Raw genomic sequence first — 26,581 nt, forward strand, 5'->3', positions numbered from 1 at the left:
CGCGCCTCATTGACGCGTCCACGTCGCCTCCTTACGTTCATGGCGCACTGGTCACGGCCGACACAGTGAACGTCTCAGCGGAGGGAGCCGGTCTTGCGCCGACGCACCTGGGCAACCGCCGTCCTGCTGGCCGTCTGCGCGGGGCTCGCCCCCGTCACGACGGCCCGGGCGGCCGCCCCGCACGGACCCGGGCCGCTCCCCCTGGAGCGGCTCTTCGACAACCGGGCGGTCAGCGACGACCGGGCGCCCGGCGACGCGGACTTCGACGGCGCGGGCGGCTCGCTGTCCGCCCAGGACCTGGCCGCCGCGGGCTGGACTCCCGGGCAGGGACTGGGAGTTGAGCGGGCACGGCTGACCTGGCCGAGATCGGCGGGGACCGGGCCGGACAACGTACGGGCGGACGGGCAGCGGGTCCGGGTGACCGGCCGGGGCGACGCGCTGGCGTTCCTCGTCGCGGGGACGGGCGGGGACGCGCGGGGTTCGGGCACCGTGCGGTACGCGGACGGCACCCGGTCGGGGTACACGCTCACCGCCCCCGACTGGCGGACCGGGCCGCTCGCCACGAAGTCGGTCGCGCTGCCGCACCGCAACACGCCGGACGGTCAACTCACCGAGAAGACACGGCTGTACGTGGTGACGGTGCCGGTGCGGGCGGGGCACCGGATCGCGTCCGTGGAGCTGCCGCGGACCACGGGCGGCGCCGCGCTGCACGTGTTCGCGGCGTCCGTGCGCGCGGCGACGGCGGGATGGACCGGGACTTGGGCGGCGTCCCCGGCCGGCTACACGACCGTGGGGCCCTGGGTCGATCGCACGGTACGCCTCGTCGTGCACACGAGCACGGGCGGACCGCGGGTGCGGATCCGGCTGGACAACACGTTCGCGTCGACGCCGGTACGGATCGGCGGCGCGTCGGTCGCGGTGCAGGAGGCCGGGGCGGCGGCGCGCGGGAAGCCGGTGCCGCTGACGTTCCGGGGCGCGCGGGGCGCACTGCTCCCGGCGGGGGCCCAGGAGTTCAGCGATCCGGTGGACTTCCGCGTCCCCGCCGACGCCAACCTCCTGGTGAGCTTCCATCTGCCGCAGCCGGTGGCCGCGGCGCCCGTGCACAGTCAGGCGATCCAGGGCTCGTACGTGAGCGGGCCCGGGGACCACGCGACGGAGGCGGACGGCTCGGCCTACACGTCGACGATCGCGTACTGGCCGCTGCTCACCGGGGTCGATGTCGCCGGCGGGCCGGGGTCGGTGGTGCTGCTCGGCGACTCCATCACCGATGGCGTGAAGTCGACGCAGAACGCGAACAGGCGGTGGCCGAACGTGCTGGCCGCGCGGTTGCTGGCGCAGTCGGACGTGCCGCGGTACGGCGTGCTCAACGAGGGCATCTCGGCGAACCGGGTCGTCGCCGACCGGTACCCCGGGGACGGGATCTCCACGGACACGGGCGGGGTCAGCGCCCTGCACCGGCTCGACCGGGACGTGTTCGCACAGACCTCGGCCCGGACCGTCGTGGTGTTCCAGGGCGTCAACGACGTGCGGTGGGGCGCGACCGCGGCGCAGGTCGAGGCCGGGCTGCGGGAGATCGTGGAGCGGGCGCACGCGCGGGGGCTGAAGGTGGTCGGGGCGACGATCACTCCGTGCGAGGGCGAGGCGCTGTGCACGGCGGCCGCCGATGCGGAGCGGGTCGCCGTGAACGCGTATGTGCGCGGGCCCGGTTCAGGGTTCGACGGGGTGCTCGATTTCGATGCGGTGGTGCGGGATCCGGTGCGGCCCTCGCGGATGCGGGCCGAGTTCGACAGCGGGGATCATCTGCATCCGGGGGACGCGGGACTGAAGGCGCTGGCGGATTCGGTGGACCTGGGCGTCCTGGCGCCGTAGCCCGGCGGGTGGGGGTCGTGCGGTGCGGGTCGGTGGGGCTTCTCGCGCAGTTCCCCGCGCCCCTGAGGCATGCAGCTTCGCTGCTGCCCCATCGATGAGATGCCGCACGAAGTGCGCATCTCAGGGGCGCGGGGAACTGCGCGAGCAACCGCGACGGAGCCGCCGTCGCGCTACACGTCGAGATCCACCACGACGGGGGCGTGATCCGAGGCCCCCTTGCCCTTGCGCTCCTCACGGTCGACGTACGCGTCCTTGACCGCCCCGGCGAACGCGGGGTTCCCGTAGACCAGGTCGATGCGCATGCCCTTGTTCTTGGGGAAGCCGAGCGCGCGGTAGTCCCAGTACGTGAACGGGTGGTCGTACTTCAGGGGGCGCGGGACGACATCGGTCAGCCCGCCGTCCCGCAACGCCGCGAGAGCGGCCCGCTCGGCGGGGGTCACATGCGTCGCGCCCTCGAAGACGCCGATGTCCCAGACGTCGTCGTCCGTCGGTGCCACGTTGTAGTCGCCCAGCACCGCGAACGGGCGGGTGCCCGCCGCGTCACCCGCGACGGCCGCCTTCAGGGCCTCGAACCACTGGAGCTTGTACGCGTAGTGCGGGTGGTCCACCTCGCGGCCGTTCGGCACGTAGACCGACCAGACGCGGACCGGGCCGCAGGTCGCGGAGACGGCGCGGGGCTCCTGCGCCCCGTCGTAGCCCGGGTCGCCGGGCAGGCCCTTGACGACGTCCTCCAGGCCGACGCGGGAGAGCAGCGCCACCCCGTTCCACCTGCCGTTCGCGTTCACCGCCGACTCGTAGCCCAGCTCCCGCAGCTCGTCCGCGGGGAACTGCTCGGCCGAGCACTTGGTCTCCTGGATGCAGAGCACGTCCGTGCCGCTGTTCTCCAGCCAGGCCAGGAGGCGCGGCAGACGCGCGGTGATCGAGTTCACGTTCCAGGTAGCAATGCGCATGCCTCACAACCTACCGGGCGGGTACGACAGCGGGCCTCCGCGCCACCCGGACATAGACAGGCAACCTTGCAAGTTTTCCTGTCAGACAGGTAGCCTGCCGAATATGAGCATCAGCACCCCCCTCGACGAGCGCACCGCCCTCGTCCTCATCGACCTCCAGAACGGCATCCTCGGCCTGCCGACCGTGCACCCCTCGGCCGAGGTCCTGAAGAACGGCGCGCGGCTCGCCGACGCCTTCCGCGCCAAGGGCCTGCCGGTCGTGCGCGTGCGCGTGACCTGGTCGCCCGACGGCGGCGACCTGCCCGTGAGCCGTGCCGCGACGCCGGGCCTGACGCAGGCCCCGCCGGCCGAGTTCGCCGAGTTCCCGGCCGAGCTGGGCCCGCTGGGCGACGACATCGTGATCACCAAGCGGCACTGGGGCGCGTTCACCGGCACCGAGCTGGACCTCCAGCTGCGGCGGCGCGGGGTCACGCAGATCGTGCTCGGCGGCATCTCGTCGTCGATCGGCGTCGAGTCGACCGCGCGCTCCGCGTTCGAGCTGAGCTACCACCAGGTGATCGTCTCGGACGCGACGACCGACACGGACGCCGCGTCCCACGAGCACGCCTTCGGGAAGATCTTCCCGCGCATCGCGGAGATCGGCACGACCGACGAGGTGCTCGAACTCCTGGGCCGCTAGCGGCCGTTCAGACCTGCGCGGAGGCCCCCGGCGTCAGCCGCAGGTGCTCCGCGCCGCCCAGCTCGCCGATCTGCCGGTCGTAGATCGGCCGGGCCAGGTCGGTCAGCAGCGCGTCGTGGATGTCGTAGGCGCGACGCGGCTTGACCTCGCGCACGTAGTCGATGACCTCGGAGATCTTGCTCCAGGGCGCCATGACCGGGAGCATCAGCGTCTCGACCGGGTGGTCGGGGACGGTCAGGGCGTCGCCGGGGTGGAAGAGCGTGCCGGCGTCGACGAGATAGCCGACGTTCGTGATGCGCGGGATGTCCGGGTGGATGACGGCGTGCAGCTCGCCGTGGACCTGGACGTCGAATCCGGCCGCGGTGAACGTGTCGCCGTGCCCGACCGTGTGGACACGGCCGGGGAACGCCGCGGCGATCTGCTCCGCGACCGCGTTCAGGGTCCAGATGTGCGCGCCGGGATTGGCTTCCATCCCGGCGCGCAGTCGTGCCTCGTCGAAGTGGTCGGGGTGCTCGTGCGTCACCAGGATCGCGTCGGCGCCGACGGCCGCGTCCTCTTCGCCGAAGCCGCCCGGATCGATGACCAGGGCCTGCCCGTCCTTCTCCAGGCGGACGCAGGAGTGGAACTTCTTCGTGAGCTTCATGCTTCCCATCCTGCTCCCGCCGGGCGGGGTCCGGGCAACCGGAGACCGGTGCTCCGGGCACCCGGCTGACGGTCACTCCTGCGGGGTCGTCTCCTCGCGGATGACCTGCTGGGCCACCTTGAAGGCGGAATTGGCCGCGGGGACCCCGCAGTAGACGGCCGCCTGGAGCAGGATCTCCTTGATCTCGTCGGCCGTCAGGCCGTTGCGCAGGGCCGCGCGCGTGTGGAAGGCCAGTTCGTCGAGGTGGCCGCCCGCCACCAGCGCCGTCAGCGTCACGCCGGAGCGCATCCGGCGGTCGAGGCCGGGACGGTTCCAGATCTCGCCCCAGGCGTAGCGCGTGATGAATTCCTGGAAGTCGCCGGAGAAGTCGTCGGCCGTGGCCAGGGCGCGGTCCACGTGCGCGTCGCCCAGCACCTCGCGGCGCACCTTCAGGCCCGCGTCGTGCGGGTCGGGGCGGACGGCCGCCTCGGGCTGCGCGGCGGCCGGGGCGATCTCCGCGACGGGGGCGATCGGCGGGGGCGGCGGGGCGAGGACCGGCTTGACCGGGGCGGCCGGAATGGCGTGCTGGCCGGTGTCGTACGCGGGCAGCCAGGCCGTGGAGAAGTGGCGTACGAGGAGGTCGGTGACGGCCGCGGGCTGCTCGACCGGGGCCAGGTGGGAGGCGCCGGGGACGACCGCGAGGCGGGCGTCCGGGATGCCGGCGACGAGGGTGCGGGCCTGCGCCGGGCCCGTGACCTGGTCCTCGGAGCCGACCAGGACGAGCGTCGGGACACCGATGGCGCCCAGTTCCGCGCGGATGTCGAAGGCGGCCAGCGCCTCGCAGGCCGCGATGTAGCAGCCGGGGTCCGTGGTGCGGACCATCTGGACGGCCCAGTCCGTGATCGCCGGCTGTGCGGCGGCGAACCCGGAGGTGAACCAGCGCTCGGGTGAGGTACGCGCGATGGGGTCCAGGCCGTTGCTGCGCACGATGACGCCGCGCTGGCGGAACTCGTCGGCCGTGCCGAAGCGCGGCGAGGCCGCTATCAGGGCGAGGGAGGCGACGCGCTGCGGGTGGCGCAGGGCCAGTTCCGCGCCGATCGCGCCGCCCAGTGAGCAGCCCGCGTAGCCGAAGCGCTGCACGCCCAGCTCGTCGAGGGTGGCGAGCAGCGCGTCCGCGAGCTCGGCGACGGAACCGAGCGGGTGGGCGGGGGCGCCGCCGTGCCCGGGAAGGTCGAAGCGGAACACCCGCCACTGCCGGGCCAGCTCGGGTATCTGCCGGTCCCACATGTGCCAGGTGGTGCCGAGGGACGGTCCCAGGATCAGGACCGGGGCGTCGTCCGGCCCGTCAAAGCGGTATTGCAAAGGTGCGATCGTCGTCTTGCTCACCCGCTCACGCTCCCACATCTCCTCATTCCTCACGGACGCGGGTCACCACGATCGCCAAACCTCCCCAAGGTTCCATCACCGGACGCAGATCCTCCACGTCCGGTCCCGGCGTCCCGTCCTGGTCCGTCGCCGGCGCCGCTACGACAGGCTGTACCTGCTCAGCACCCAGATGGCGACGAGGTCGAGCGTCATCACGCTGATCGACCACAGGGGGTAGTACGGGAGGAACAGGAACTGGCCGACCAGGCTCACCGCGCCCAGGGCCAGTCCGGCCGCCCTGGCCCAGCTCTTGCCGAGGAGCACCGCCAGTCCCACGACCATCAGCGCGAGGCCGAGCACGGTGTGGATCCAGCCCCAGGCCGTCAGGTCGAACCGGTAGACGTACCGGGACGCGTGGAAGATGGTGTCGCCCGCGATGCCGGCGACGCCCATGACGAAGCTCAGCGACCCGCTCAGCTCCAGGAGCAGGCCGGCGAACATGGGCGGGCCGGTGACCGGATCGGTGTCCCGGTGCCCGGTCGTGCCCCGCAGCGTTCCACCACGGCTTTCCGGCATGGCCACCCCCTGAGGCAGTTCGGTCCTGCCATCGTCCCACCGCGACGGCGGCACGTCCCCGCGCGAACAGGTCGTTGCCGCCGCGCCGCGGGGCGGGGCGTCAGACGACGGTGACCGCGTGCCGCACCACCGCGTCGAAGAGATAGCCCTGGGTGTTGTGCACCGTCGTCTCCGGCTGTGTGCGGCCCGTCGTGTCGGTGGCGCGCGCCCGGAGCTCCACCGGGCCCCTGGCCGTCGGGCGCCAGTGCGTGGACCAGCGGACCCAGTCGGCGCGGCGCGGGGTGTCGTGGAGGCGGGCGCGGTGCCAGGTGCCGCCCCCGTCCGTGCTGATCTCGACGCGGGCGATGGCGCCCGCACCGGACCAGGAGCGGCCCGTCAGATGGTGTCCGGTGTCCGCGGTGACGCGCGCGTTCCAGGGGAGCTCGAAGGCGGACTTCAGGGTCTGGCGGGTGAGCGGGGCGCTGCCGCCGGCCGGGTACGCGTCGCCGAACAGGCGGTAGAAGTCCGTGTTCCAGGGCGAGTAGAGGGGTTCGCGCGACACCTCGATGTCGCCCACCCACTTGATCGAGGCGATGCCGATCCAGGACGGGGCGACGACGCGGACCGGGGCGCCGTGGTCCGGCGGGAGGGGTTCGCCGTTCATCTCGTAGGCGAGGATCACGTCGTCGAGGGCCTTCGTCACGGGCAGGGGGCGGCGTACGCGGCCCAGGTTCGTGCCGTCCGCCGTGACGTAGTCCGGGTCGAGCCCGCCCGGCAGGACGTCGACCGCGTCGCGCCGGATGCCCGCCAGACGCAGGACGTCGGCGAGCCGCGCGCCGCGCCAGCGGGCCGAGCCGATCGCGCCCAGGGTCCAGGCGGTGCCCTCGGCCTTCTGGCCCTGCTGGCTGGTGTAGAAGCTGCGGCCGTTGCCCGCGCACTCGATGAAGGAGGAGCGGGTCACGGCGGGCAGGCGCTTGAGGTCGGCGAGGGTGAACGTCCGCCCCGGGCCGGCGAGCCCGCTGCCCCAGACACTCAACTCCCACTTCTTCGCGTCCAGTTGGGGCGTGGAGGTGTGGTTGCGCACGAAGAAGTGGGAGACGGGGGTGTGGTGGCCGGTGGCCGCGAGGGACGCGAAGTTCGTCTCCGCGTTCGTGCCGCGCACCGTGAACCACTCCTCGGGGAGCGGCTTGACGATGCCGGGCGCGGCCGGGGTCGCCGCGCGCGCCGCGGCCGCAAGGGCCGCCGGCAGGCCCGTCGCCAGACCCGCGGCGGCGAGCAGTCTCAGCAGGTCGCGGCGGGCCACTCCGTCGGCGCGGGCCCGGCCCGTCACCCACTGGCGCAGCCGGCGCCGGTCGTAGGCGGCCTCGTCGACTGCTGTGTCAGGTGCGTCGGTCGGTGTCGTCACGCGGCGAGTGTAGGAAGGCCGCGGCGCCGCGGCCCAGAGCAACTCCCTTACCGCAATGCGCTGTTCACATCACCGGGCGCGTCAGGGGTGCGTGGTCGAGACGACGTACACCATGGGGTGGTCGGGGTTGGAGCGGTTCACCACGACGCTCTGGGTGGGGGACGGCTCCCGCTGGGTGTGGGTCAGTCCGTACCAGGGGCCGGGGCCCGTGAAGTCCCAGCCGGCGACGTGCCGGTCACGGGCGCCGATCGCGAAGTCGTCCTTCTTGAGGTCGGCCGGATCGCTGTCGATCCTCGCCAGGAACGCGTCCAGGCCGTCGTTGTCGGTGAGGAACTGCGCGTACAGGCGGCTGACCTTGTAGTTGTTCGTCTCGTAGTAGGCGACGGAGCGGGAGTACGACGGGATCGGGATCTGGTAGAGGCGGCGCTGCACCTTGGACGGCCAGCCGATGGTGAGGCCGGTCGCCGAGTACTTGGCCTCCTTGTCCTTGCCGCTGTTGCGGCTCTGGTTCGCGGAGATCACCAGGTATCCGGCGGGGATCCCGATGAGCAGCACGATGGTCAGGAGGGTGAGGGCGCGGCGGCGGATCATCCGGCCGCGGTCCTCGCCCGGGCGCGGCTCGTCGTCCGGGGACGAGGGCTGGCGGGGCACGGTCGTCATTGCTGGCATTCCTGTCGCTGTTCTGTGGCCTGGCCGGACAGGCCCTAGCCCTCGGCGCCGCTGCGCGTGCGGGTGTACCGCTCGTACCGCTCGTACCGCTCCACGCGGCGGCGCTTGGCGCGCCGGAAGCGGCGGGCGACCAGGCGGGCCAGGTCCGCGGCGCCGACCATGCCGGCCTCGGGGCCGAGCTGGGCGCGGGCGATGCGGGCCTCGGGGCGGTAGCCGCGGCCGGTGAGATGCCGCTTGAACGCGTCGCGGGCGGGGCCGATGAGGAGGTCGTCGGCGGCGGACACTCCCCCGCCGATGACGAAGCAGGACGGGTCGAGGGCGGCCGCGAGGTTGGCGATGCCGACGCCGAGCCACTGGCCGATGTCCTGGAGCAGCTCGACGCACATGGCGTCGCCCTCGCGGGCCAGCTCCGTGATGAGGGGCCCGGTGATGTCGGGCACGTGGCCCTTGACCCGCTCGATGATGTTGTACGCGACCGGGGAGTCGGCGGCGGCGAGCTCGCGGGCCTCGCGGACCAGCGCGTTGCCGGAGCTGTACTGCTCCCAGCAGCCGCGGTTGCCGCACGGGCAGCGGTGCCCGCCGGGCACGACCTGCATATGGCCGAACTCGCCGGCGACGCCGAACTTGCCGCGCTTGACCTGGCCGTCCTCCAGGATCGCGCCGCCGATACCGGTGCCCAGCGTGATCATGACGAGGTGGTCCTCGCCGCGGCCGGCGCCGAACCGCCACTCGGCCCAGGCGGCGGTGTTCGCGTCGTTGTCGACCAGCACCGGGACGGAGAGGCGGCCCGCCAGCCGGTCGCGCAGCGGCTCGTTGCGCCAGGACAGGTGCGGGGCGAACAGCACGCGGTTGCGGTCCGCGTCGACCCAGCCGGCCGCGCCGATGCCGACCGCGTGCACGTCGTGCCGGTCGGACAGGTCGAGGACCAGCTCCGTGATGGTGTCCTCGACGACCTTGGGGCTCTTCGACTTGTCCGGGGTCTCCGTGCGCACCGTCTCCAGGATGACGCCGTCCGCGTCGACGACACCGGCCATCACCTTGGTGCCCCCGATGTCGATGCCGACGGTGGGGACCCGGGGCGCGGTCAGGTGCGAGCGGCGCTCCCGGGTGCCGACGGTTCGCAGGACGGTGGCCCGGGCGCTGCCCCGGTGGGCGAGGTCGCGGTAGGTGCTCATTGCGGCGATTCTGCCTCACGGCGTGGCTCCGCCGCATGCCGGGTTTCCGGTGCGGCGGGGTCGTTTCCGGGTGCGTCCAGGAGGCGGGGTGGTGGGGATCACGCGGGCGGGTACGGCCGCGTGGGGGAAGCCCCACCGGCCCGCACCCGCCGATGAGGCGGCCCCCGCCCTACGGCGAGGGGGCGTTACTTCTCGGCCCCGTCCGACGCGTGCCCGCCCAGATGTGTCGGCACCGGCGCCCGCTCCAGCTCATGACGGAGGTCATCGAGCTCGCTGCCGCCCGCCATCTGCCGGGTCAGCTCGTCGAGGGTGATCTCCTCGCGGGTGTGGCTGCCGAACATGGCCCCGCGCTTGAGCAGGATGAACCGGTCGCCGACCAGGTAGGCGTGGTGCGGGTTGTGCGTGATCAGGACCACGCCGAGACCCGCGTCACGCGCCGCCGCGACGTACTTGAGGACGACGCCCGACTGCTTGACGCCGAGCGCGGCCGTCGGCTCGTCGAGGACCAGGACCTTGGCGCCGAAGTAGACGGCGCGGGCGATGGCGACGCACTGGCGCTCACCGCCGGAGAGCGTGCCGATGGGCTGGTCGACGTCGCGCAGGTCGATGCCCATGCGCAGCAGTTCCTCGCGGGTCGTGCGGCGCATGAGGTCGACGTCCATGCGCGTGAAGGGGCCCTTGCCCTTCGTCGGCTCGGAGCCGAGGAAGAAGTTGCGCCAGACCGGCATCAGCGGGACGACGGCGAGGTCCTGGTAGACCGTGGCGATGCCGCGGTCCAGGGCCTCGCGCGGGTTGGCCAGCCGCGCCGGTTCGCCCTCGATCGAGAAGGAGCCCGTGTCGTGCCGGTGCAGACCCGCGATGATCTTGATGAGGGTGGACTTGCCGGCGCCGTTGTCACCGAGGACACAGGTGATCTCGCCCGGGTGCACGACGAGGGAGACCTCCTCGAGCGCGCGGATGTTGCCGTAGTACTTGCTGACGCCGTCGAGCTCGACGAGCGGGGTACGTTCCCCGGTGGTCGTCACTTGATCGCCTCCGCGCGCTTGCGGACCCATGCGTTGAGCAGGGTCGCGAGGAGCAGCATCGCCCCGAGGAAGAACTTGAACCAGTCCGAGTTCCACTCGGCGAACACGATGCCCTTGCTGGTCATGCCGAAGATCAGCGCGCCGATGGCCGCGCCGACCGCCGAACCGTAGCCGCCGGTGATCAGACAGCCGCCGATGACGGCCGCGACGATGTAGATCAGCTCGTTGCCGACGCCTTCGCCGGACTGCACGACGTCGTACGAGAAGAGCAGGTGCTGGCCCGAGATCCAGGCGCCGAACGCGACACCCGCGTACAGGCCGATCTTGGTCTTGTTGACCGGGACGCCGACCGCGCGGGCCGCGTCCACGTCACCGCCGACCGCGAAGATCCAGTTGCCGACGCGGGTACGCAGCAGGATCCAGGTCGCTACCAGGATCAGGGCGAGCCACCAGACGATGGTGATCTTGAAGTCGACGCCGCCGATGGTGAACGTCGAGGCGAAGAGCGCCTTCGCGGAGGAGAAGCCCTCCATGTCGGAGATCGACTTCGTGGAGACGGTGCCGCTGATCAGCTTGGTGAAGCCGAGGTTCATGCCGGTCAGCATCAGGAACGTGCCCAGCGTGATGATGAAGCTGGGCAGTTTGGTACGGGTCAGCATGACGCCGTTGAAGACGCCGATGGCGAGGGTGACCAGGAGGGACACTCCCACGCCGACCCAGGTGTTCGCCGTCATCTGGTAGCTGAACATCGACGAGACCAGCGCCGACGACGTCACGAGGACGCCCGCCGACAGGTCGAACTCGCCGCCGATCATCAGCAGCGCGACCGGCACGGCCATGATGCCCAGGGTCGACGCCGCGTACAGCACGGTCGCGAGGCTGGTCGCGCGCAGGAAGCTGTCGGCGAAGACCGAGAAGAAGACGAAGACGGCGATGGCGCCGACGACCGAGCCGAGTTCGGGGCGGCCGAGCAGCTTCTTCCAGGGAGAGGTTCTCAGCAGCCTCTCGTCGAGCTGCTTCTCCGGAGCGGTCACTGTCATCGTGTCCCCCGCTTCGCGTATTCCTCCAGCTTGGCGGCCTCGTCCTTGGTCACGATCTGCGGGCCGGTGAGGACCGGCTTGCCGCCGCCGAGCACATTGGCGTTGTACCGGTACAGCCACAGCAGGTCCACGGCCTCGTAGCCCTGGAGGTAGGGCTGCTGGTCGACGGCGAAGCCGAGCGAGTCGTCCCGCAGGCCCTGGGCGACCTTCTCGTTCAGGTCGAAGGTGTCGATCTCGGCCTTGGAGCCCGCGTCGTCCTTGGCCTTCACGGCCGTGGCCGCGAAGGGCGCGCCGAGCGTGACGACCGCGTCGATGGACGAGTCGGACTGGAGCTTCGCCTCGATGGAGGACTGCACGTCGGGCATGTTGGTGCCCTCGACGTACAGGTTCTGCATCGTGCCGTCGAAGGTCTCCTTGGCGCCGGCGCAGCGCTGCTCGTGGCCGACGTTGCCCTGCTCGTGCAGGATGCAGAGGGCCTTCTTCTTGCCGCGCTTGTTGAGCTCCTCGCCGACGGCCTCGCCCGCGATCTTCTCGTCCTGGCCGATGTGGGTGAGCGCGCCGAATCTCTTGGACTCCGCGGAGCCCGAGTTCACGGTGATGACGGGGATGCCGGCCTTCTCGGCGCGGGCCACAGCCGCCTTCATCGCGTCCGGCTTGGCGAGCGTGACGATGATGCCGTCGACCTTCTTGTCCACGGCGGCGTCGACGAGCTGCGCCTGCTGCTGGGCCTCGTCGTTGTGCGAGTACAGAAAGTTGATGTTGTCCTTGCGGGCGGCCTGCTTGGCCCCCTCCTGCACGATGTCCCAGAAGGTGTCCCCATCACCCGAGTGGGTGATCATCGCGAAGGTCCACTTCGGGGTGTTCACCGCGGCCTTGCCCTGGGCGGTCTGGGCCTTCCGGGCGTCCTCCGCCCGCTTGCCGCCGGTGCTGCTGCATCCGGCGAGCGTGACGCCGAGCGCCCCCGCTACGGCGATGCTCACCCAGGTCCGAAACCGTGCCACGAGGCCGTGCCCTTCTTGGTCTGCTGCGTCGTACGCCGGGACCGGCCGCGAGCCGGCCCCGGCGGACCGTTTACCGGTCCTTGAGGACCACTTTGCGGTCCCAAACGCACAAGTATGGGTCACGGGGATCATCCAACGGTTCACCGGGTACCGCGCGCGGTGTACTTCTCCAGCCGGGGCACGTCTTTCCCGGTGACGAGCGCGGGGCCGGTGAGCACGGGTTTTCCGCCGCCCAGCACATTGCCGTTGGTCTTGTGGAGCCACAGTTCGTCCACGGCCAGATAGCCCTGCAGATACGGCTGCTGGTCGACGGCGAAGGAGACCTCCTTGGCCTTGAGGCGCCGGACGACCTCGGCGTTCAGGTCGAAGGTGGCGATCTCCGCCTTGCTGCCCGTGTCCCCCTTGGCCTTCACCGCCAGGGCCGCGATGGGGGCGCCGAGCGCGACGATCGCGTCGACGGACTTGTCGGCCTGGAGCTTGGCCTCGATGGAGGACTGCGAGCCGGGGGCGTTCGTGCCGTCGACGTTCAGGTTCTCGACGGTGCCCTTGAAGGTCTCCTTGACGCCGGCGCAGCGCTGCTCCAGCGAGACGTTGCCCTGCTCGTGGATCACGCACAGCGTCTTCTTGCGGCCCTCCTCGGTCAGCTCGGCGCCGACCGCCTCGCCGGCCACGGCCTCCTCCTGGCCGATGTGGCTGAGCGCGCCGTACTTCCGCGAGAACTCGGAGCCCGAGTTGATCGAGACCACCGGGATGCCCGCGGCCTTCGCCTTGGCGAGCACCGCCTGCATGGCCTCCGGTTTGGCGAGCGTGACGATGATCCCGTCGACCTTCTTGTCGATCGCGGCCTGGACGAGCTCGGCCTGGCCCTTTGCTTCCTTGTCGTTCGAGTACAGGAAGTCGACGTTGTCCTTGGCGGCGGCCTGCTTCGCGCCACTGCGCACGATGTCCCAGAAGGTGTCGCCCTCACCGGAGTGCGTGATCATCGCGATCTTCAGGCGGGGCGTGGAGACCGCCGTGCCGTCCTGGGCGCCGTCCGCCGTGGCCTCGGAGTCCTTGCCTCCCGATCCGCTGCATCCGGCGGCGAGGGCGACCATCGCGACGAGGGCCGCGGCCGTGCGAGCTGTGCGGGTCGTACGCGTGCGCATCGTGGAGCCACCTCTCCTCCGGCCGCGCGGTGCGGCTGGAGGAGTTTGTAGCGGGGTCGCCTTCCCAGCGTCAATGAATTTGTCAGAACATTCGGACCACTTACGGCATCGGCCGGGGCCGTCAGGAACGGACGAGGAGCTGGAACTCGAACGAGTAGCGCGACGCCCGGTACGTGTGTGAGCCGAACTCGACCGCGCGGCCCTTGTCGTCGAAGGTCGTGCGCTGCATGGTCAGCAGCGGCGAGCCGGCCGGCTCGCCCAGCCGCTCGCCCTCGGCGGCGGTGGCGGCGCGCGCGCCGACGGACTGCCGGGCGCTGTGCAGGGTGATCCCGGCGGCGCGCATCAGGCGGTAGAGGCCGGTGGCCTCCAGGCGTACGTCGTCCAGCGCGAGGAGTCCGATGGGCAGGTGGTTGCAGAGGTGGGCGACGGGTTCGCCGTGGGCGAGGCGCAGCCGCTCGACGCGGTGCACCTCCTCGCCCTCCCCGATCGCGAGGGCGGCGGCGACCTCGGCGGAGGCGGGCACGAGCGTGTTGCCGAGGACCCGGGTCTCGGGGCGCTGGCCCGCAGCCTCCAGGTCGTCGTACAGGCTCGACAGTTCGAGGGGGCGCTTGACCTGGCTGTGCACGACCTGGGTGCCGACGCCGCGGCGCCGCACGAGCAGGCCCTTGTCGACGAGGGACTGGATGGCCTGGCGGACGGTGGGCCGGGACAGGCCGAGCCGGCCCGCCAGCTGGATCTCGTTGCCGAGCAGGCTGCCGGGGGTCAGGGCGCCGCGCTCGATCGCCGCCTCCAGCTGCTGGGAGAGCTGGAAGTACAGCGGGACCGGGCTGCTGCGGTCGACGCTGAGCTCCAGCTGGACGGTCGGGTCGGCTACGGATTTGGCCACGGGCCGAGAGTAGCGGTGGGGAATGTTGACGGGAAGTCCTGAAGTTCGATTGTCCGGACAAAGTACGGTGGCTCACCTGCGTCGCTTTGTCAGGACAAAGGATTGACAGCATCTGGACGGAACGGCACGTTGGGTCCATGCGCATCGGACTCATCGGAACGGGCCGGATCGGAACCTTTCACGCGGGTGTGCTGGAGCGGTACCGGGAGGTCGGCTCGCTCGTCGTCACCGATGCCGAGCCCGCGCGGGCCGTCGCGCTCGCCGACCGTATCGGGGCGACCGCGGCGCCGAGCGTCGACGAACTCTTCACCTGGGGCGTGGACGCCCTCGTGATCACGGCGGCCACCGCCGCGCACGCCGAGCTGATCGGACGGGCGGCGCGGGCCGGTCTGCCGGTGTTCTGCGAGAAGCCGATCGCGCTCGACCTGCCCGGGACGCTGGCCGCGCTGGGCGAGGTCGAGTCGGCGGGCACCGTCCTCCAGCTCGGCTTCCAGCGGCGCTTCGACGCCGGGTACACGGCCGCGCGGGAGGCGGTGCGCGAGGGGCGGCTCGGCCGGCTGCACACCGTCCGGGCGATGACGTCCGATCCGGCGCCGCCCCCGGCCGCGTATCTGCCGCTGTCCGGCGGCCTCTACCGGGACTGCCTCGTCCACGACTTCGACATCCTGCGCTGGGTGACGGGGCGGGAGGTCGTCGAGGTGTACGCGGCCGGGTCCGACGCGGGTCCCGCGATGTTCCGGGAGGCCGGCGACGTCGACACGGCGGCGGTGGTGCTGACCCTGGACGACGGGACCCTGGCGACGGCCACCGCGACGCGGTGCAACGGCGCCGGGTACGACGTGCGGATGGAGCTCTCCGGCGAACGGGACACCGTGGTCGTGGGCCTCGACGACCGGACGCCGGTCACCTCGACGGAGCCGGAGGGCCCGCCGGCCGCCGCGAAGCCGTGGCCCGGTTTCCTGGAGCGGTTCGCCCCGGCGTACGAGGCCGAGCTGAAGGCGTTCGTCGACGTGGTCCGGGGCGCGCGGGAGAACCCCTGTGACGGGTGGGAGGCCCTGCGGGCGCTGCGGGTCGCGGAGGCGTGCGAGAGGTCGCGGGCCGAGCGACGGGTCGTACGCGTGGCGGAGGTGGCCGGGGCCTGACGGCCCCGGGTCCCCCCTACGGCTCAGTGGTCAGCAGGCGGTCCAGGACGGCCGGGTCCGCCTTCACGCCGTCGTGGAGGTGCGTGTCGCTGACCCAGGGGCGCAGGGCGCGCACCAGGGACGCCGTCTCCAGGGACTGGTCGTGGTCGACGAACATGTCGTGGCGGTAGACCGCGGCGGCGACCGGGACGTCGTTGGCGGCGAGCCGGTCGAGGTCGTACAGGGCGGGCCAGTCCGTGCGGTGGGCGAGGCTCTCCGCCGTGGGCTTGAGGGGGGCGAGGGCCGGGTCCTCGTCGAACATCCAGGGGTAGATCATCTCGCCGGTGAAGTGCAGCGGGCCGCGCCCGTCGGCGTCGAACTCGGGGAACTCGGACCTGATCCGGTGCGCCGACCAGGCCGTGGCGCGGCCGCCCTGGGCGTAGATCGGTTCCTGCAGCACCGCGTAGAGGGGCCGCGGCGCGAGCGAGACCACGCCGTCCACGCCGCGCAGGAACGGGTCCGAGAGGGCCGGGCCGTCCGGGCCCGCGACGAACGCGCACTCCAGGAGGTAGTGCAGGGTGTCGAACCCGGACGACGTGCCGAAGGTGATGCCCAGCGACTGGAAGCGCCGCACGCTCAGGCGCTCGCCCGACGGCATCCGCACGTCGTGCTCGGCGAGGTGGTCCGCCACCTGTTCGGCCAGGGCGCGGTCCCCCGGGTAGCGGGAGAAGTAGCGGGCGTTGGTGGCGAGCGTGCGCCGGTACGCGGCCCGGTAGACGTCGTCCGCGTGACCGGTGAGCGTGGGCAGGCCGCCGGTGATCAGCGCCCGGTCGAGGCCCTCGGGGGCCAGGCTCAGATAGGTCAGGGTGCTGAACCCGCCGAAGCTCTGGCCTAGCACGGTCCAGGGGCGGTCGCCCTGGAGCCGGCGGCGCAGCAGTTCCGCGTCACGGACGATCGCGTCGGCGCGGAAGTGCGTGAGGTACTGGGCCGGGTCCGGGTGCCCCGCGAGGGTGGTGCGGTCGGCCGGGGTGGAGCGGCCGGTGCCGCGCTGGTCGAGAAGGACGACGCGGTACTCCCGCAGGGCGCGGCGCAGCCAGGCGCCGGCCGCGTTGGGGCGCTCGGCGCGGCCGCCCGGGCCGCCCTGGAGCCAGAGCAGGCGGGGCAGTTCGCGCCCCTCCATGCCCTCCGCGACGACCTCGCGGGCGAAGACGCTGATCCGCGGGCCGTCCGGCCTGGCGTGATCCAGGGGGACGTCGAGGGTGTGGTCGGTGCAGACGAGGCCGCTGTGGCGGTAGCTGGGGGTCATGGGGGGGTCGGCTCCTCGGAGGGGTGGTGAGCGGTGCGTTCCCGGCTGCGGGTGGGTCGGGGGCCGGTCGCGTGGTTCCCCGCGCCCTTCATCGGGGCAATGCTGCACGCAATGCTGGCATTTCAGGGGCGCGGGGAACTGCGCGACCGGCTACGACGGCGCGACGGTCGGCGACGGCGCCCGCCGGCCAGGACCGTCACCCTCGGACCCGCGGAGCGGATCAGTAGCCGGCCACGCCCAGTTCGCGGCAGATCTTCACCAGCTCGGGGTGCACGTACACGCCGTCCTTCTCCATGCACTCGCCGTCGAGGTAGATCGACGGGCCGAGGATCGAGCCGTCGGTGTGGGCGGCCGAGACCCACGGCTCGCCGCCGATCCAGGCGCCCTTGGTGCCGATGCCGAGCTCCACGCAGCCGAAGACGCGCTCGTCCTCGACGATGCGGCCGGTCGGCGCGGGCACGCCCGGGTTGAAGCCGAGCGACCAGTGGGCGACGCGGAACATGTTCGGGTCGTCCCAGGACTCCATCCAGCGGCGGAAGATCTCCGCGTCCTGGCCCTCGCCGTCGATCTTCGTCACGACGCCCTTCTCGACGGTGCAGCGCACCGGGGAGCGCAGCAGGCCGAGCTGGTCCGGCGGCCACAGGGCGCCGTCGAAGACGAGGACGCCGTCCTGGGTCTCCTCCAGGGGGTTCCAGGAGATCTGGCCGGAGAGCATGACGGTCTCGCCGGGCTTCTCGGCGGGCTTGCCGCGCAGGTTGATCGGGCGGTCGCCGTTGCGGCCGGTGATGTCGGTCCCGTTGGCGGAGGTGATGCGGACCTCGTCGGCCTGCTCCAGGAGGCGGACCAGCGCCTTGCCGAGCTTGATGACGCCCTCGAAGTCGGGGCGGCCGACCGTCGCGACGAGCATGTGCACGTCCATGGCGGTCAGGTTGGTGTAGCGGCAGCCGTTTGCCATGGCGCGCCGGAAGGCGTCGGAGTGCATGACGTACGAGACGGCGAACTCGATCCACACGTCGGCGTCCGCGATGGCGCCGGCGACGGGACGCGGCGGCTCCATCGACGAGCTGGGCATGGTCTCGGACCAGACGACGACGGGGTGGGCGCCCGCGGCGGCGACGGCCTGCGCGGTGGCGTCGACGACGCGCCGGTCGCTGCTGGTGTCGCCGGTGAGGACGACGTGCTCGCCGGGCTTGACGAGCATCACCTGCTCGACCAGCTTGCGGGCGGCGAGGGCGAGTTCGTAGCTCAGGTACTCGGCCCGGGGTTCGAGCCGGCTGAACATCTCCATGGTGGTGCTCCTTGCGGGGGTGCGGGTGGGAGAGGTGGTTCGAGGAGGCGGAGCGTCAGCCCGCCTTGATGATCTGGGCGGAGTCGCCGAGCGAACTGCCCGCGATGAGGCCCGCGCCGACCAGGTTCAGCTCCTCGTCGGCGCGCGGGCCGCGCCACTTGCGGTAGCCGACGCGGACCGCGAGGGCGGCGAGGACCAGGAAGCAGGCGTGCGGGGTGAGGATCAGCAGGCCGGTCGCGAGCATCACGCCCATCTGGCGCCGGGTGCCGCCGATCAGCTGGATCAGGGCGCCGGGGATCGCCCACAGCAGCAGCGTGCGCAGTACTCCGGGTTCGCCCAGGCCGTGCTTGACGGTGTCGGCGTAGACCTTGGCGACCGGCGGGACGAGGCCCTGGCGGAAGTACGACTGCCAGAGCACGGCCACGACCACGAGGGCGGCGGCGAAGCCGATGAGCGCGGCGCGGAACTGCTCGCGGCGGCCCTCCCGCTCGAAGGGGTCCCAGGGCTGGTGGTCACGGCGCAGCAGCCAGCCGGCCTTGAGGTCGTAGCCCATGTCGGCGAAGGCGGGCCCGGTGGCGGACACATAGCCGACGAGGAGGGCGAGCGGGACCGAGGGGATGCCGATGAGCAGGCCGAAGACCAGGAAGATCAGGGTGACGGCGAAGGACGGGAACCAGCCGGACTGCATGGCGGCGAGTCCCACGATGAGCTCGTGCACGAGGGCGGCGAACGCGGCGAACAGCACCCAGCCGACGAGACCCAGGGGGCTCATGTCGCCGATCAGTCCGCCGAGGACGGCGAGCAGCACGGCGCCGGCGACGAAGAGGGCGTAGCCGCGGACGAGGGAGCGGCGCAGGGCCCGCTCGTCGACGGTGTACGCGGTGGTCGGGTCGGCGGCCGGCGCCTCGGGGGCCGCGGGCCCGGTGGAGTCCGGCGCGGCCGTCGAGCGGCGGCGGACCAGCATGACGACGGCCTGGCCGAGCGCGACGACGCCCGCGCCGACCATGACGCCGTGCGGGACGTAGCCCGCGCCGAGGTCGGTGTGGAACAGGTCGGGGCCGAACTCCCGCAGCCCGAGGCCCACGCCGAACATCAGCAGGGCCCAGACGTTGCCGAGGAACGCGACGCCCGCGGCGGACAGCGGCAGGCTCAGCAGGGTGCCGCCGATGCCGACGAGGGTGCCCGCGCCGAGCACCAGGGCACGCTTGCCGCCCTTGTCACCGGCCTTGATGGTCTCGGCCGCGGCGGTGCCGGGCGGCCAGGCGCCGTCGGCGGGCAGCAGCCGCGAGCCGAAGGACCGGTACAGCACCCAGGTGTCGATGAGCAGGCCCGCGAACGAGCCGGCGAGCATCGGCCAGACCAGGTCCTGGCGCCCGAACACGTACGGCACCGCGATCGAGGTGAGCAGTGCGTTGGCGGAGGCGAAGGTGGCGGCGGAGATGGCGCTCTGCGCGAGGTTCTGCCGGTGGACGGAGCGCATCGAGCGCAGCGCGCCGAGCGGGATGCGTCCGATGAGCATGGCGATCAGGGCGCCGACGACCGAGGTGTTGGCGGAGATCCCGAGCTTGGCGACGAGGTCCGCGCCGATGACGGCGCCGACGACGGAGAGCGCGGCGAGGACGACGAACACGACGGGTTCGCGCACGCGCGGGTGACCGGCGCCCGGCGGCGCTGCGGTCCGGTCCGGGTCGCGCGGCGGGGGCGGCTCGGTGGCGGACGGCGAGGTGTGGTGCGACACGGGGGCACCCCTTGGTGGGCGGGCTCGTCCCCTGGAACGGGCGGACGGGCGGGGCTGGTGCGGGCAGGCGGCAGCGAGCCGCGTACGGCGGTGCGGGGCGCGTCGTACGGGCGGTGGTGGTCCGGCGGGCGGTGCCGCGCCGGCCGGGTCAGGAGCCGAAGGCGGCCGTGGCCTCCTCGGCGCCGGCCAGGACGAGTGCGGTGATGCGGTCGGCGGCGCGGGTGATGCGGTGCGCGGGGCCGATGACGGTGAGCGAGGCGGCGACGGAGCCGGCCTGGAACACCGGGGCGGACACGGCGGCGACGGCTTCGTCGTACTCGCCGTGGCTGACGCTGTACCCCTGGGCGCGTACGTCGGCGTACAGGCTCTGCAGGGTGTCGAGTCCGGTGACGGTGTGGTCGTTGAAGCGCTGGAGCGGGGTGGCTCCGAACAGGCGCTGGATCTCGGCCTCGGGGTAGTGGGCGAAGATCGCGTGGCCGGAGGCGCCGGCGTGGCCGGGCATGACGGCGCCGATGATCGCGGTGTAGCGGACGGGTCCGGTGCCGTCGACGGCGGCGGCGCATCGGTAGCCCGCGCCCTGTGGCACGTTCAGGACGACGCTCTCGCCGGTCTCGCGCAGCAGGCCCGCGAGGATGGGGCGGACGAGCGACGGCAGGACGCCGCTGTGCTCACCGGCGCGGGCCAGCCGGGAGACGGCGGGGCCGAGCCGGTAGCGACGGGTGGTGGTGTCGCAGGTCAGGAAGGAGCGGGAGGCGAGCGTGGTGAGGATGCGCTGGGCGACGGCCTTGTCCCAGCCGTGCCGGCGCGCCATCTCGCTCACGCCCCACTCCGGGCGGCGCTCGGTGAAGGAGAGCAGGGCGAGCAGGGCCCGGTCGGCGCCCTGGAGGACGCCGGGCTGGGGTGGAACCGGGGCGTCCGCGGTGTCGTCCCGGTCGGCCTCGTCCGCGGTGTCGTCGGCGTTCCTGCGGGTCGCCTCGGTCATCGCTCGCTCCTCTCCGTACCCTTGCTCGGTGCGCTGAGCGCAACGTCGTTGCGCTCAGGGGCGAGAACTATGAGTTCGGTGGGGTGCGAGTGTCAAGGGTGTTCTTCGGCACGTCCGCGACGCGCCGCCGGACGGCGGATCAGCGCTGGTCGGCGGTGCGGACCGGGCCCTGCGCGGCGGCGTGCCGGCGCGCGACGAGGCCGGCGCGGAGAAGCTGTGCGCCGGACGTGCGGACGGACGGGCCGAGCGCGGCACCCGCCGCGAACATCAGGGCGCTGTCCGCGGCGTAGGAGATCGGAGCTCCTGGGGACGGTCGGCGGCTACCAGCGCACCGGCAGTCCCCGGACCCCGCGCATCAGCACCCCGGGCAGCCAGCTGTCCGGCTCGCCGTCCAGGGCCAGGTCCGGGCAGCGCTCCAGCAGCGACCGGATCGCCGTCCGTCCCTCGATGCGGGCCAGCGGGGCGCCGACGCAGTAGTGGATGCCGTGGCCGAACGCCAGGTGCCCGCGGGCGTCGCGGCGGATGTCGAAGTCGTCCGGGCGGGCGAAGCGGTCCGGGTCACGGCCCGCCGAGCCGATGCCGATGAGGACGGGGGCACCCGCCGGGATCACCCGGCCGTCGATCTCGACCGGTTCCGCCGCGAAGCGGTGGGTGGCGGTCTCGACCGGGCCGTCGTAGCGGAGCATCTCCTCCACCGCGCCGTCCAGGAGCGTCATGTCGGCGCGCAGGGCCGCGAGCTGGTCCGGGTGGTCGAGCAGGGCACGGACGCCGTTGCCGATCAGGTTCACCGTCGTCTCGTGGCCGGCGATCAGCAGGAGGAAGGCCATGGCGCGCAGCTCGGAGGGGGAGAGCCGGTCGCCGTCCTCCGCGGTGGTCCTGATGAGCGCGCCCAGCAGGTCGTCGGCGGGCTCCGAGCGGCGCTTGTCCTCGATCAACGCGTCGAGGAACGCGGCCAGTTCGACGTAGACGTCCGACTCGTCGGCGCTGGTGGGCGCGACCACCTGGGTCGACATCCGGCGGAAGCGGTCCCGGTCGATGTCGGGGACGCCGAGCAGCTCGCAGATGACGACGAGGGGCAGCGGGAAGGCGAGTGCGGCGATCAGGTCGGCCGAGCCGCGCGGCACCATGTCGTCGAGCAGCTCGTCGGTGATCTTCTGGATGCGCGGCGCGAGCTCCGCCACCCGGCGCGGAGTGAACTCGCGGGTGACGAGGGAGCGCAGCCTGCCGTGCTCGGGCGGGTCCGCGAAGAGCAGATGCCGCCCGATGAGGGAGTCCTCGAAGCCCCAGGGCGGCGACTTGACCAGGCGCGGGTCGGTGAACGCGGCCCGGGCCGCCTCGTGCCCGACGATCAGCCAGACCTCCTCGCGGGGCCCGGGGCCCGGCGTGCGCACGTGGTGCACGGGACCGTGCCTGCGCAGCGCGTCGTACACGGGATAGGGGTCGGCGTAGAACGACCGTGCGTCGGCGGCGAATTCGCCGAGGTCGACGGTCCCGCTCAGATCTGCCATGGCTGTGTGTCCCCCGCTCTCGTCACGGCCGCCGGCCGGTGTCCACCGCTCTGCCTGTTCAACTCGCGCCGCTCACGATCCGTTCCCGTCCGCTCCCGCCGGTCTCCAGGAACCGGGCGAGCGGCAGGGTCGCCGCGCCGACCGTGACCGCGTCGGCGCCGAGGCGGCCGAGTTCGACGGTGGTCTGGGCGAAGGGGTGGCGCAGCGCGTACGCGGCGGCGGCGCGGCGCACCGGTTCGATCAGGCGCGGGCCGAGCAGCAGACCGGCCCAGCCGCCGACGACGATCCGCTCCGGGTTGAAGAGGTTGACCAGGTCGGCGATGCCCGCGCCGAGGAACTCGGCGGTATCGTCGAGGAGTTCGGCGGCGGCCGGGCCCGGGTCGGCGAGGAGTTCGGCGAGCGCGCCCTCCTCGTCCGGCGACGTCCGGTCGCCGCCCGCCTCGCGCCAGCGTTCCAGCAGCGCCTCGGCGCCGACGTACGCCTCCAGGCAGCCGCGCGCCCCGCACCGGCAGGGCCGGCCGCCGACCCGCAGCACGGTGTGGCCCCACTCCCCCGCGCTGCTGGAGGAGCCCTGGTAGGGCACGCCGTCGGCGATGACGCAGGCGCCGACGCCGGAGCCGATGAGGGTGATCACGGCGTTGCGGGCGCCGCGGCCCGCGCCGAACCACATCTCGGCGCGGCCGAGCGTCTTGGCGCCGTTGTCGACGAACAGCGGGATCTCCTGCGGGAGTTCGCCCGGGGCGCGCAGCATCGCCTCCAGGGGCACGGCCTCCCAGCCGATGGTCTGGCCGTGCACGACGGCGCCGGCCGGGCCGGAGGCGTCCACTATGCCGGGCACACCGATGCCGACACCGATGAGCGACGCCGGGGTGACGTCCGTTCCGGCCAGGACCTGGGTGAGGCCGCCGGCGATGAGGCGTACCACCTCGTGGGCGTCGTACGTGCCGTCCGGCGTCGCGTCGGGCAACGGGGCGTCCACGCGCGCGAGTTCGCTCAGGGACAGGTCGAACAGCTCCACCCGGACCCGGGTCTCGCCGACGTCCACCCCGACGACGTGCCCGCTGCCGGGCGCGACGCGCAGCAGGGTCCGCGGGCGGCCGCCGTCGGAGTCGACGGAGCCGGCCTCCTCCACCAGGCCGTCGGCGACCAGCTCCGCGACGACATTGCTGATGGAGCCGGAACTGAGCGCGGTGAGCGGGCCCAGCTCCTGTCTGCTGAGCGGTCCGTCGAAGTAGAGCTTGCTCAATACGGTCGCCCGGTTGTTGCGGCGCAGATCGCGCACCGTCCGCCGGCGTGGCCCTGCCATCCCTGGCTCCCCCTTCGCGCAACGCTTAGATCACGGTGTGAAATTTACCGTGACTCCGCGGACGGTCAGCCGTCGAGCAGGCCCGCGTCGTGGACGAGCAGCGCGATCTGTACGCGGTTGGTGAGGTCGAGCTTGGTCATGATGCGAGAGACGTGCGCCTTGACGGTGGCGACGCTCAGGTAGAGGGTCGCGGCGATCTCGGCGTTGGACTTGCCGCGGCCGATCTCGACGGCGACGTCGCGTTCGCGGTCGGCCAGGTCGTCGAGCCGGCGCCGGGCGCCCGCCGCGCGGACGTCCCGCTCGGAGGCGGCGGCGTGGGTCATCAACTGCCGGGTCACGGCGGGCGAGAGCACGGGGTCACCGGCCACGACGCTGCGCACGGCGCCGAGGATCTCGGCGGGGGTGGCATCCTTGAGCACGAATCCGGCCGCGCCCGCGCGCAGCGCCCGCAGCACCTGCTCGTCCGCGTGGAACGTGGTGAGGACGACCACCTCGGGGGCGTCGGCCCGCGCCCGGAGCCGTTCGGTGGCGGTGAGGCCGTCCATGTTCGGCATGCGGATGTCCATGAGGACGACGTCGGGCCGGACCGTGCCGGCGACCGCGAGGGCCTCCTCGCCGTCGGCCGCCTCGCCGACGATCTCGACGTCCTGCGCCCCGCCCAGCATGAAGGTCAGGCCCGAGCGGACCAGCGGATCGTCGTCGACGAGCAGCAAACGGATCACGTTCATGGCCCCCACCGTAGTCACACCGTTGTCGTACCGGATCCGTCGTCCTGCCTGCCGCTCAGCCGCTCAGCCGCTCCATGGCAGCCAGGCCCGGACGACGAACCCGCCGTCGGGTCCGGGCCCGTGGTCGAGCCGGCCGCCCGCGAGGGTGGCCCGTTCGGTCAGGCCGATCAGGCCCTGCCCGGAGCCGGGGACGTGCGGCACGTCGCCGGGCGGCGGCGGATTGCTGACCGTGACGGTGAGGCCGTCGCCGGGCGCGCCGCCGACCACGACCGCGACCTCGGCGCCGGGGGCGTGCTTGCGGGCGTTGGTCAGGCCCTCCTGGGCGATGCGGTAGGCGGTGCGGCCGGCGGAGGCGGGCACGGCGGTCGGTTCGGTGACGCGGTTGTCGAGGCTGACCTTCATGCCGGCTTCGCGGGACTCGGCGACCAGCAGGTCCAGGGCGGCGAGCGTGGGCTGGGGCCGGCCGGACTCCTCGCCGTGGTCGCCGGCCCGGAGCACGCCGATGATCTCGCGCAGGTCCTGGAGCGCCTCGTGCGCGCTCTCCCGGATGACGCCCGCGGCCCGGGCGATCTCCGCCTGCGGCGCGTCGGGCCGGAACTCCAGGGCGCCCGCGTGCACGCTCAGCAGCGTCAGGCGGTGGGCCAGGACGTCGTGCATCTCGCGGGCGATGGCCTCGCGGGCCAGCCGCTGGGCCTGCTCGGCGCGGAGCGCGGCCTCGGTCTCGGCGCGGTGGGCGCGGTCCCGCAGCGACATCAGGAGCTGGCGCCGGGAGCGGACGAACATGCCCCAGCCGACACAGGTGATCGCGATGATCACGGTGAAGGCGACCGAGACCAGGTACGGGGAACTCGGGTCGGGGCGCATCCAGAAGAAGACCGGGATCAGCGCGATGGAGATGCCCGCGACCCAGGCGACGTAGCGCAGCGGGCGGTGGACGGCCAGCGTGAACACGGAGATCGCCACCGCGCCGCCGGCGCTGTCGGACAGCAGGCCGACGGGCACCATCGCGAGGGCGAGGCCGAGCGGCCAGCGGCGGCGCAGCCAGACCGCGGCGCAGGACAGGGCTCCGACGAGCTGGTCGAGGACGGCGACGCCGTGCGAGATGTCCGGGTTCTTGTCCAGCTGGTCGGCGGAGAGCATGCCGATGAAGACCGCGATCAGGAAGCAGCTGAAGTCGACGGCCCAGTCCCGGGCGGTACGCCGACGACGGCCGGGGCGGCCGTCGGAGTCGAGGTCGAGTTCGTCGGCCACGGCCGACGGCAGCAGCCAGCGGCGGGACCGCGACGGTGACGGGGCCGCATGCCCGGGGTGTCCGCTCCGCGTCGATGCCTCCATGGTCGACAAATCTACGCACCGTGGAGGCCCCGCACCGCCCCGAGCCGCCCGGAGCCGACCAAAGTCGCGCGATCGGCGACTTTGGTCGGCCCGGCACCGTCCGGACCGCGACGTGCGTCGTACGTGCCTCGCCCCGCGGCCGATGTGAGTGGGGGGTCCGCGGGGCGAGAGTCCTTGCATGAACAAGAAGCAGGTGCAGCAGATTCTGGAGATCGTCGGCGGCCTCGCCCTGATCCAGGGCGTGGTCGGCATCGTCCACGAGTTCACCGGCCGGCTGGGCTGGGGCCTGATCCGCCATGTCGGCTTCCTCGACGGCCGCGAGGTGTACGGCAGCATCGCGCTGATCGTGGTCGCGATCGCCCTGATCGCGGCCGCCGAGAGTCAGAAGGCGGACTAGGACCCGGGCCCCGGAAGAGGCTCCGGCTCGGCGGTCGTGGTCTAGCAGTCGTGGTCGACGAGGTCGAACGACGCGTAGTGGTCGGACGTGTAGTAGTCCTCCTGGCTCGCCTCTCCGGTGACGATGCGGCGGGCGCCGCGGTCGGAGGAGCCCGGCGTGATGACCGTGTACTCGTGGTAGTAGCCGGTGGACCGGGACGGCAGGACGCCCTCGCGGTTCTGGAAGACGGTGCCGTCCTGCTCGTACGGGTAGGGGCCGCCCTGCGCGATGAGGTCCAGGGTGTCGTGTGCCTGGGACGGCAGGTCGGAGTAGCAGATGTCGCCGACCGCGGCGGCGGAGAACGTGGCGGCGGTGGTGACGGGGGCCGGGGCGGCCTGGGCGGCGACCGTGGCGGGGCCGCCGACGAAGAGAGCGGCGGCAAGGGCTGCGACGCTGATGAAGCGTGGGGGAATCTTCATGCCCCCTAGTGTGACGCGCGTAGACGGG

General features: G+C 72.6%; 26 protein-coding genes. 4 read left to right on the plus strand and 22 right to left on the minus strand.

Annotation, left to right across the window (positions count from 1 at the left end; translation table 11 throughout):
* Positions 1 to 93 precede the first annotated feature (93 nt).
* Entirely contained in the window at positions 94 to 1,869 is a 1,776-nt protein-coding gene (locus tag ACQUQD_RS08580; RefSeq protein WP_428951426.1) for an SGNH/GDSL hydrolase family protein, read from the plus strand.
* A 170-nt stretch (positions 1,870 to 2,039) separates the two neighbouring features.
* On the opposite strand, the gene ACQUQD_RS08585 is transcribed toward ACQUQD_RS08580, so the two are convergent.
* Positions 2,040 to 2,819, minus strand: a complete 780-nt coding sequence (locus tag ACQUQD_RS08585; protein WP_428951427.1) for an exodeoxyribonuclease III — start codon at positions 2,817 to 2,819, stop codon at positions 2,040 to 2,042.
* Positions 2,820 to 2,922: 103 nt separating this feature from the next.
* On the opposite strand from ACQUQD_RS08585, the gene ACQUQD_RS08590 reads away from it, so the two are divergent.
* Positions 2,923 to 3,498 (plus strand): isochorismatase family protein, encoded by a 576-nt coding sequence (locus tag ACQUQD_RS08590; RefSeq protein ID WP_428951428.1) that lies wholly within the window; start codon positions 2,923 to 2,925, stop codon positions 3,496 to 3,498.
* A gap of 7 nt (positions 3,499 to 3,505) precedes the next feature.
* Here ACQUQD_RS08590 and ACQUQD_RS08595 read toward each other — a convergent pair whose 3' ends face one another.
* The 11 genes from ACQUQD_RS08595 to ACQUQD_RS08645 all read right to left on the minus strand — a co-directional run bounded on the left by ACQUQD_RS08595 (position 3,506) and on the right by ACQUQD_RS08645 (position 14,386).
* Positions 3,506 to 4,141, minus strand: coding sequence for an MBL fold metallo-hydrolase (locus tag ACQUQD_RS08595; protein ID WP_428951429.1), 636 nt, complete (start codon positions 4,139 to 4,141; stop codon positions 3,506 to 3,508).
* A gap of 72 nt (positions 4,142 to 4,213) precedes the next feature.
* Complete coding sequence (pcaC, locus tag ACQUQD_RS08600) at positions 4,214 to 5,506, minus strand: 4-carboxymuconolactone decarboxylase (protein WP_428951430.1); 1,293 nt, start codon at positions 5,504 to 5,506, stop codon at positions 4,214 to 4,216.
* Between the two features lie 138 nt (positions 5,507 to 5,644).
* Positions 5,645 to 6,061 carry a DUF7144 family membrane protein gene (locus ACQUQD_RS08605; RefSeq protein ID WP_428951431.1) on the minus strand — a complete coding sequence of 139 codons (417 nt, stop codon included), beginning with the start codon at positions 6,059 to 6,061 and terminating at the stop codon, positions 5,645 to 5,647.
* Positions 6,062 to 6,161: 100 nt separating this feature from the next.
* Positions 6,162 to 7,445 (minus strand): sulfite oxidase, encoded by a 1,284-nt coding sequence (locus ACQUQD_RS08610; protein ID WP_428951432.1) that lies wholly within the window; start codon positions 7,443 to 7,445, stop codon positions 6,162 to 6,164.
* Positions 7,446 to 7,526: 81 nt separating this feature from the next.
* Positions 7,527 to 8,105 carry a sugar kinase gene (locus ACQUQD_RS08615; RefSeq protein WP_428951433.1) on the minus strand — a complete coding sequence of 193 codons (579 nt, stop codon included), beginning with the start codon at positions 8,103 to 8,105 and terminating at the stop codon, positions 7,527 to 7,529.
* A 44-nt stretch (positions 8,106 to 8,149) separates the two neighbouring features.
* Entirely contained in the window at positions 8,150 to 9,289 is a 1,140-nt protein-coding gene (locus ACQUQD_RS08620) for an ROK family glucokinase (protein WP_428951434.1), read from the minus strand.
* 185 nt (positions 9,290 to 9,474) lie between these two features.
* The gene (locus ACQUQD_RS08625; protein WP_428951435.1) at positions 9,475 to 10,344 is read right to left on the minus strand and encodes an ATP-binding cassette domain-containing protein; all 870 of its coding nucleotides are present in this window, start codon (positions 10,342 to 10,344) and stop codon (positions 9,475 to 9,477) included.
* The gene (locus ACQUQD_RS08630; RefSeq protein WP_428951436.1) at positions 10,311 to 11,354 is read right to left on the minus strand and encodes an ABC transporter permease; all 1,044 of its coding nucleotides are present in this window, start codon (positions 11,352 to 11,354) and stop codon (positions 10,311 to 10,313) included. The genes ACQUQD_RS08625 and ACQUQD_RS08630 overlap by 34 nt, the downstream gene beginning before the upstream one ends.
* A complete protein-coding gene (locus ACQUQD_RS08635) occupies positions 11,351 to 12,355 on the minus strand; it encodes a sugar ABC transporter substrate-binding protein (protein ID WP_428951437.1) in 1,005 nt (334 codons plus the stop codon). Before ACQUQD_RS08635 ends, ACQUQD_RS08630 begins: the two co-directional genes overlap by 4 nt.
* Before the next feature lie 140 nt (positions 12,356 to 12,495).
* The gene (locus ACQUQD_RS08640) at positions 12,496 to 13,500 is read right to left on the minus strand and encodes a sugar ABC transporter substrate-binding protein (protein ID WP_428951438.1); all 1,005 of its coding nucleotides are present in this window, start codon (positions 13,498 to 13,500) and stop codon (positions 12,496 to 12,498) included.
* A gap of 121 nt (positions 13,501 to 13,621) precedes the next feature.
* Positions 13,622 to 14,386, minus strand: a complete 765-nt coding sequence (locus tag ACQUQD_RS08645) for a GntR family transcriptional regulator (RefSeq protein ID WP_428951439.1) — start codon at positions 14,384 to 14,386, stop codon at positions 13,622 to 13,624.
* A gap of 137 nt (positions 14,387 to 14,523) precedes the next feature.
* Here ACQUQD_RS08645 and ACQUQD_RS08650 point away from each other — a divergent pair, with 137 nt between their 5' ends.
* Positions 14,524 to 15,528 carry a Gfo/Idh/MocA family protein gene (locus tag ACQUQD_RS08650; RefSeq protein ID WP_428951440.1) on the plus strand — a complete coding sequence of 335 codons (1,005 nt, stop codon included), beginning with the start codon at positions 14,524 to 14,526 and terminating at the stop codon, positions 15,526 to 15,528.
* A gap of 16 nt (positions 15,529 to 15,544) precedes the next feature.
* On the opposite strand, the gene ACQUQD_RS08655 is transcribed toward ACQUQD_RS08650, so the two are convergent.
* The 9 genes from ACQUQD_RS08655 to ACQUQD_RS08695 form a co-directional block, all read right to left on the minus strand.
* Positions 15,545 to 16,813 carry an alpha/beta fold hydrolase gene (locus tag ACQUQD_RS08655; protein ID WP_428951441.1) on the minus strand — a complete coding sequence of 423 codons (1,269 nt, stop codon included), beginning with the start codon at positions 16,811 to 16,813 and terminating at the stop codon, positions 15,545 to 15,547.
* Positions 16,814 to 17,033: 220 nt separating this feature from the next.
* Positions 17,034 to 18,101, minus strand: coding sequence for a hypothetical protein (locus tag ACQUQD_RS08660; RefSeq protein ID WP_428951442.1), 1,068 nt, complete (start codon positions 18,099 to 18,101; stop codon positions 17,034 to 17,036).
* Positions 18,102 to 18,156: 55 nt separating this feature from the next.
* Positions 18,157 to 19,839, minus strand: a complete 1,683-nt coding sequence (locus ACQUQD_RS08665; protein ID WP_428951443.1) for an OPT/YSL family transporter — start codon at positions 19,837 to 19,839, stop codon at positions 18,157 to 18,159.
* Positions 19,840 to 19,987: 148 nt separating this feature from the next.
* Complete coding sequence (locus ACQUQD_RS08670; RefSeq protein WP_428951444.1) at positions 19,988 to 20,821, minus strand: IclR family transcriptional regulator; 834 nt, start codon at positions 20,819 to 20,821, stop codon at positions 19,988 to 19,990.
* A gap of 139 nt (positions 20,822 to 20,960) precedes the next feature.
* On the minus strand, positions 20,961 to 21,089 hold the full coding sequence (locus tag ACQUQD_RS08675; RefSeq protein ID WP_428951445.1) for a hypothetical protein: 129 nt from the start codon (positions 21,087 to 21,089) through the stop codon (positions 20,961 to 20,963).
* A 52-nt stretch (positions 21,090 to 21,141) separates the two neighbouring features.
* Positions 21,142 to 22,329, minus strand: coding sequence for a cytochrome P450 family protein (locus tag ACQUQD_RS08680; RefSeq protein ID WP_428951446.1), 1,188 nt, complete (start codon positions 22,327 to 22,329; stop codon positions 21,142 to 21,144).
* 58 nt (positions 22,330 to 22,387) lie between these two features.
* Positions 22,388 to 23,635 carry an ROK family protein gene (locus ACQUQD_RS08685; RefSeq protein WP_428951447.1) on the minus strand — a complete coding sequence of 416 codons (1,248 nt, stop codon included), beginning with the start codon at positions 23,633 to 23,635 and terminating at the stop codon, positions 22,388 to 22,390.
* A 65-nt stretch (positions 23,636 to 23,700) separates the two neighbouring features.
* The gene (locus ACQUQD_RS08690) at positions 23,701 to 24,363 is read right to left on the minus strand and encodes a response regulator (protein WP_428951448.1); all 663 of its coding nucleotides are present in this window, start codon (positions 24,361 to 24,363) and stop codon (positions 23,701 to 23,703) included.
* Positions 24,364 to 24,426: 63 nt separating this feature from the next.
* The gene (locus ACQUQD_RS08695; protein ID WP_428951449.1) at positions 24,427 to 25,698 is read right to left on the minus strand and encodes a histidine kinase; all 1,272 of its coding nucleotides are present in this window, start codon (positions 25,696 to 25,698) and stop codon (positions 24,427 to 24,429) included.
* Between the two features lie 178 nt (positions 25,699 to 25,876).
* Between ACQUQD_RS08695 and ACQUQD_RS08700 the strand changes: the two genes are divergently transcribed.
* Entirely contained in the window at positions 25,877 to 26,095 is a 219-nt protein-coding gene (locus ACQUQD_RS08700; protein ID WP_428951450.1) for a hypothetical protein, read from the plus strand.
* Between the two features lie 41 nt (positions 26,096 to 26,136).
* Here ACQUQD_RS08700 and ACQUQD_RS08705 read toward each other — a convergent pair whose 3' ends face one another.
* On the minus strand, positions 26,137 to 26,553 hold the full coding sequence (locus ACQUQD_RS08705; RefSeq protein ID WP_428951451.1) for a ribonuclease: 417 nt from the start codon (positions 26,551 to 26,553) through the stop codon (positions 26,137 to 26,139).
* Between the last annotated feature and the right edge of the window lie 28 nt (positions 26,554 to 26,581).

Source organism: Streptomyces sp. cg35 (genome assembly GCF_050410835.1).
GTDB lineage: Bacteria > Actinomycetota > Actinomycetes > Streptomycetales > Streptomycetaceae > Streptomyces.

Bases quoted from the DNA above. Each gene is read 5' to 3' on its own strand.
- ACQUQD_RS08585 (WP_428951427.1), bottom strand. From the start codon at position 2,819: ATGCGCATTGCTACCTGGAACGTGAACTCGATCACCGCGCGTCTGCCG.
- ACQUQD_RS08590 (WP_428951428.1), top strand. From the start codon at position 2,923: ATGAGCATCAGCACCCCCCTCGACGAGCGCACCGCCCTCGTCCTCATC.
- ACQUQD_RS08595 (WP_428951429.1), bottom strand. From the start codon at position 4,141: ATGAAGCTCACGAAGAAGTTCCACTCCTGCGTCCGCCTGGAGAAGGAC.
- ACQUQD_RS08605 (WP_428951431.1), bottom strand. From the start codon at position 6,061: ATGCCGGAAAGCCGTGGTGGAACGCTGCGGGGCACGACCGGGCACCGG.
- ACQUQD_RS08615 (WP_428951433.1), bottom strand. From the start codon at position 8,105: ATGACGACCGTGCCCCGCCAGCCCTCGTCCCCGGACGACGAGCCGCGC.
- ACQUQD_RS08620 (WP_428951434.1), bottom strand. From the start codon at position 9,289: ATGAGCACCTACCGCGACCTCGCCCACCGGGGCAGCGCCCGGGCCACC.
- ACQUQD_RS08625 (WP_428951435.1), bottom strand. From the start codon at position 10,344: ATGGGTCCGCAAGCGCGCGGAGGCGATCAAGTGACGACCACCGGGGAA.
- ACQUQD_RS08630 (WP_428951436.1), bottom strand. From the start codon at position 11,354: ATGACAGTGACCGCTCCGGAGAAGCAGCTCGACGAGAGGCTGCTGAGA.
- ACQUQD_RS08640 (WP_428951438.1), bottom strand. From the start codon at position 13,500: ATGCGCACGCGTACGACCCGCACAGCTCGCACGGCCGCGGCCCTCGTC.
- ACQUQD_RS08650 (WP_428951440.1), top strand. From the start codon at position 14,524: ATGCGCATCGGACTCATCGGAACGGGCCGGATCGGAACCTTTCACGCG.
- ACQUQD_RS08655 (WP_428951441.1), bottom strand. From the start codon at position 16,813: ATGACCCCCAGCTACCGCCACAGCGGCCTCGTCTGCACCGACCACACC.
- ACQUQD_RS08660 (WP_428951442.1), bottom strand. From the start codon at position 18,101: ATGGAGATGTTCAGCCGGCTCGAACCCCGGGCCGAGTACCTGAGCTAC.
- ACQUQD_RS08670 (WP_428951444.1), bottom strand. From the start codon at position 20,821: ATGACCGAGGCGACCCGCAGGAACGCCGACGACACCGCGGACGAGGCC.
- ACQUQD_RS08675 (WP_428951445.1), bottom strand. From the start codon at position 21,089: ATGTTCGCGGCGGGTGCCGCGCTCGGCCCGTCCGTCCGCACGTCCGGC.
- ACQUQD_RS08680 (WP_428951446.1), bottom strand. From the start codon at position 22,329: ATGGCAGATCTGAGCGGGACCGTCGACCTCGGCGAATTCGCCGCCGAC.
- ACQUQD_RS08685 (WP_428951447.1), bottom strand. From the start codon at position 23,635: ATGGCAGGGCCACGCCGGCGGACGGTGCGCGATCTGCGCCGCAACAAC.
- ACQUQD_RS08690 (WP_428951448.1), bottom strand. From the start codon at position 24,363: ATGAACGTGATCCGTTTGCTGCTCGTCGACGACGATCCGCTGGTCCGC.
- ACQUQD_RS08695 (WP_428951449.1), bottom strand. From the start codon at position 25,698: ATGGAGGCATCGACGCGGAGCGGACACCCCGGGCATGCGGCCCCGTCA.
- ACQUQD_RS08700 (WP_428951450.1), top strand. From the start codon at position 25,877: ATGAACAAGAAGCAGGTGCAGCAGATTCTGGAGATCGTCGGCGGCCTC.
- ACQUQD_RS08705 (WP_428951451.1), bottom strand. From the start codon at position 26,553: ATGAAGATTCCCCCACGCTTCATCAGCGTCGCAGCCCTTGCCGCCGCT.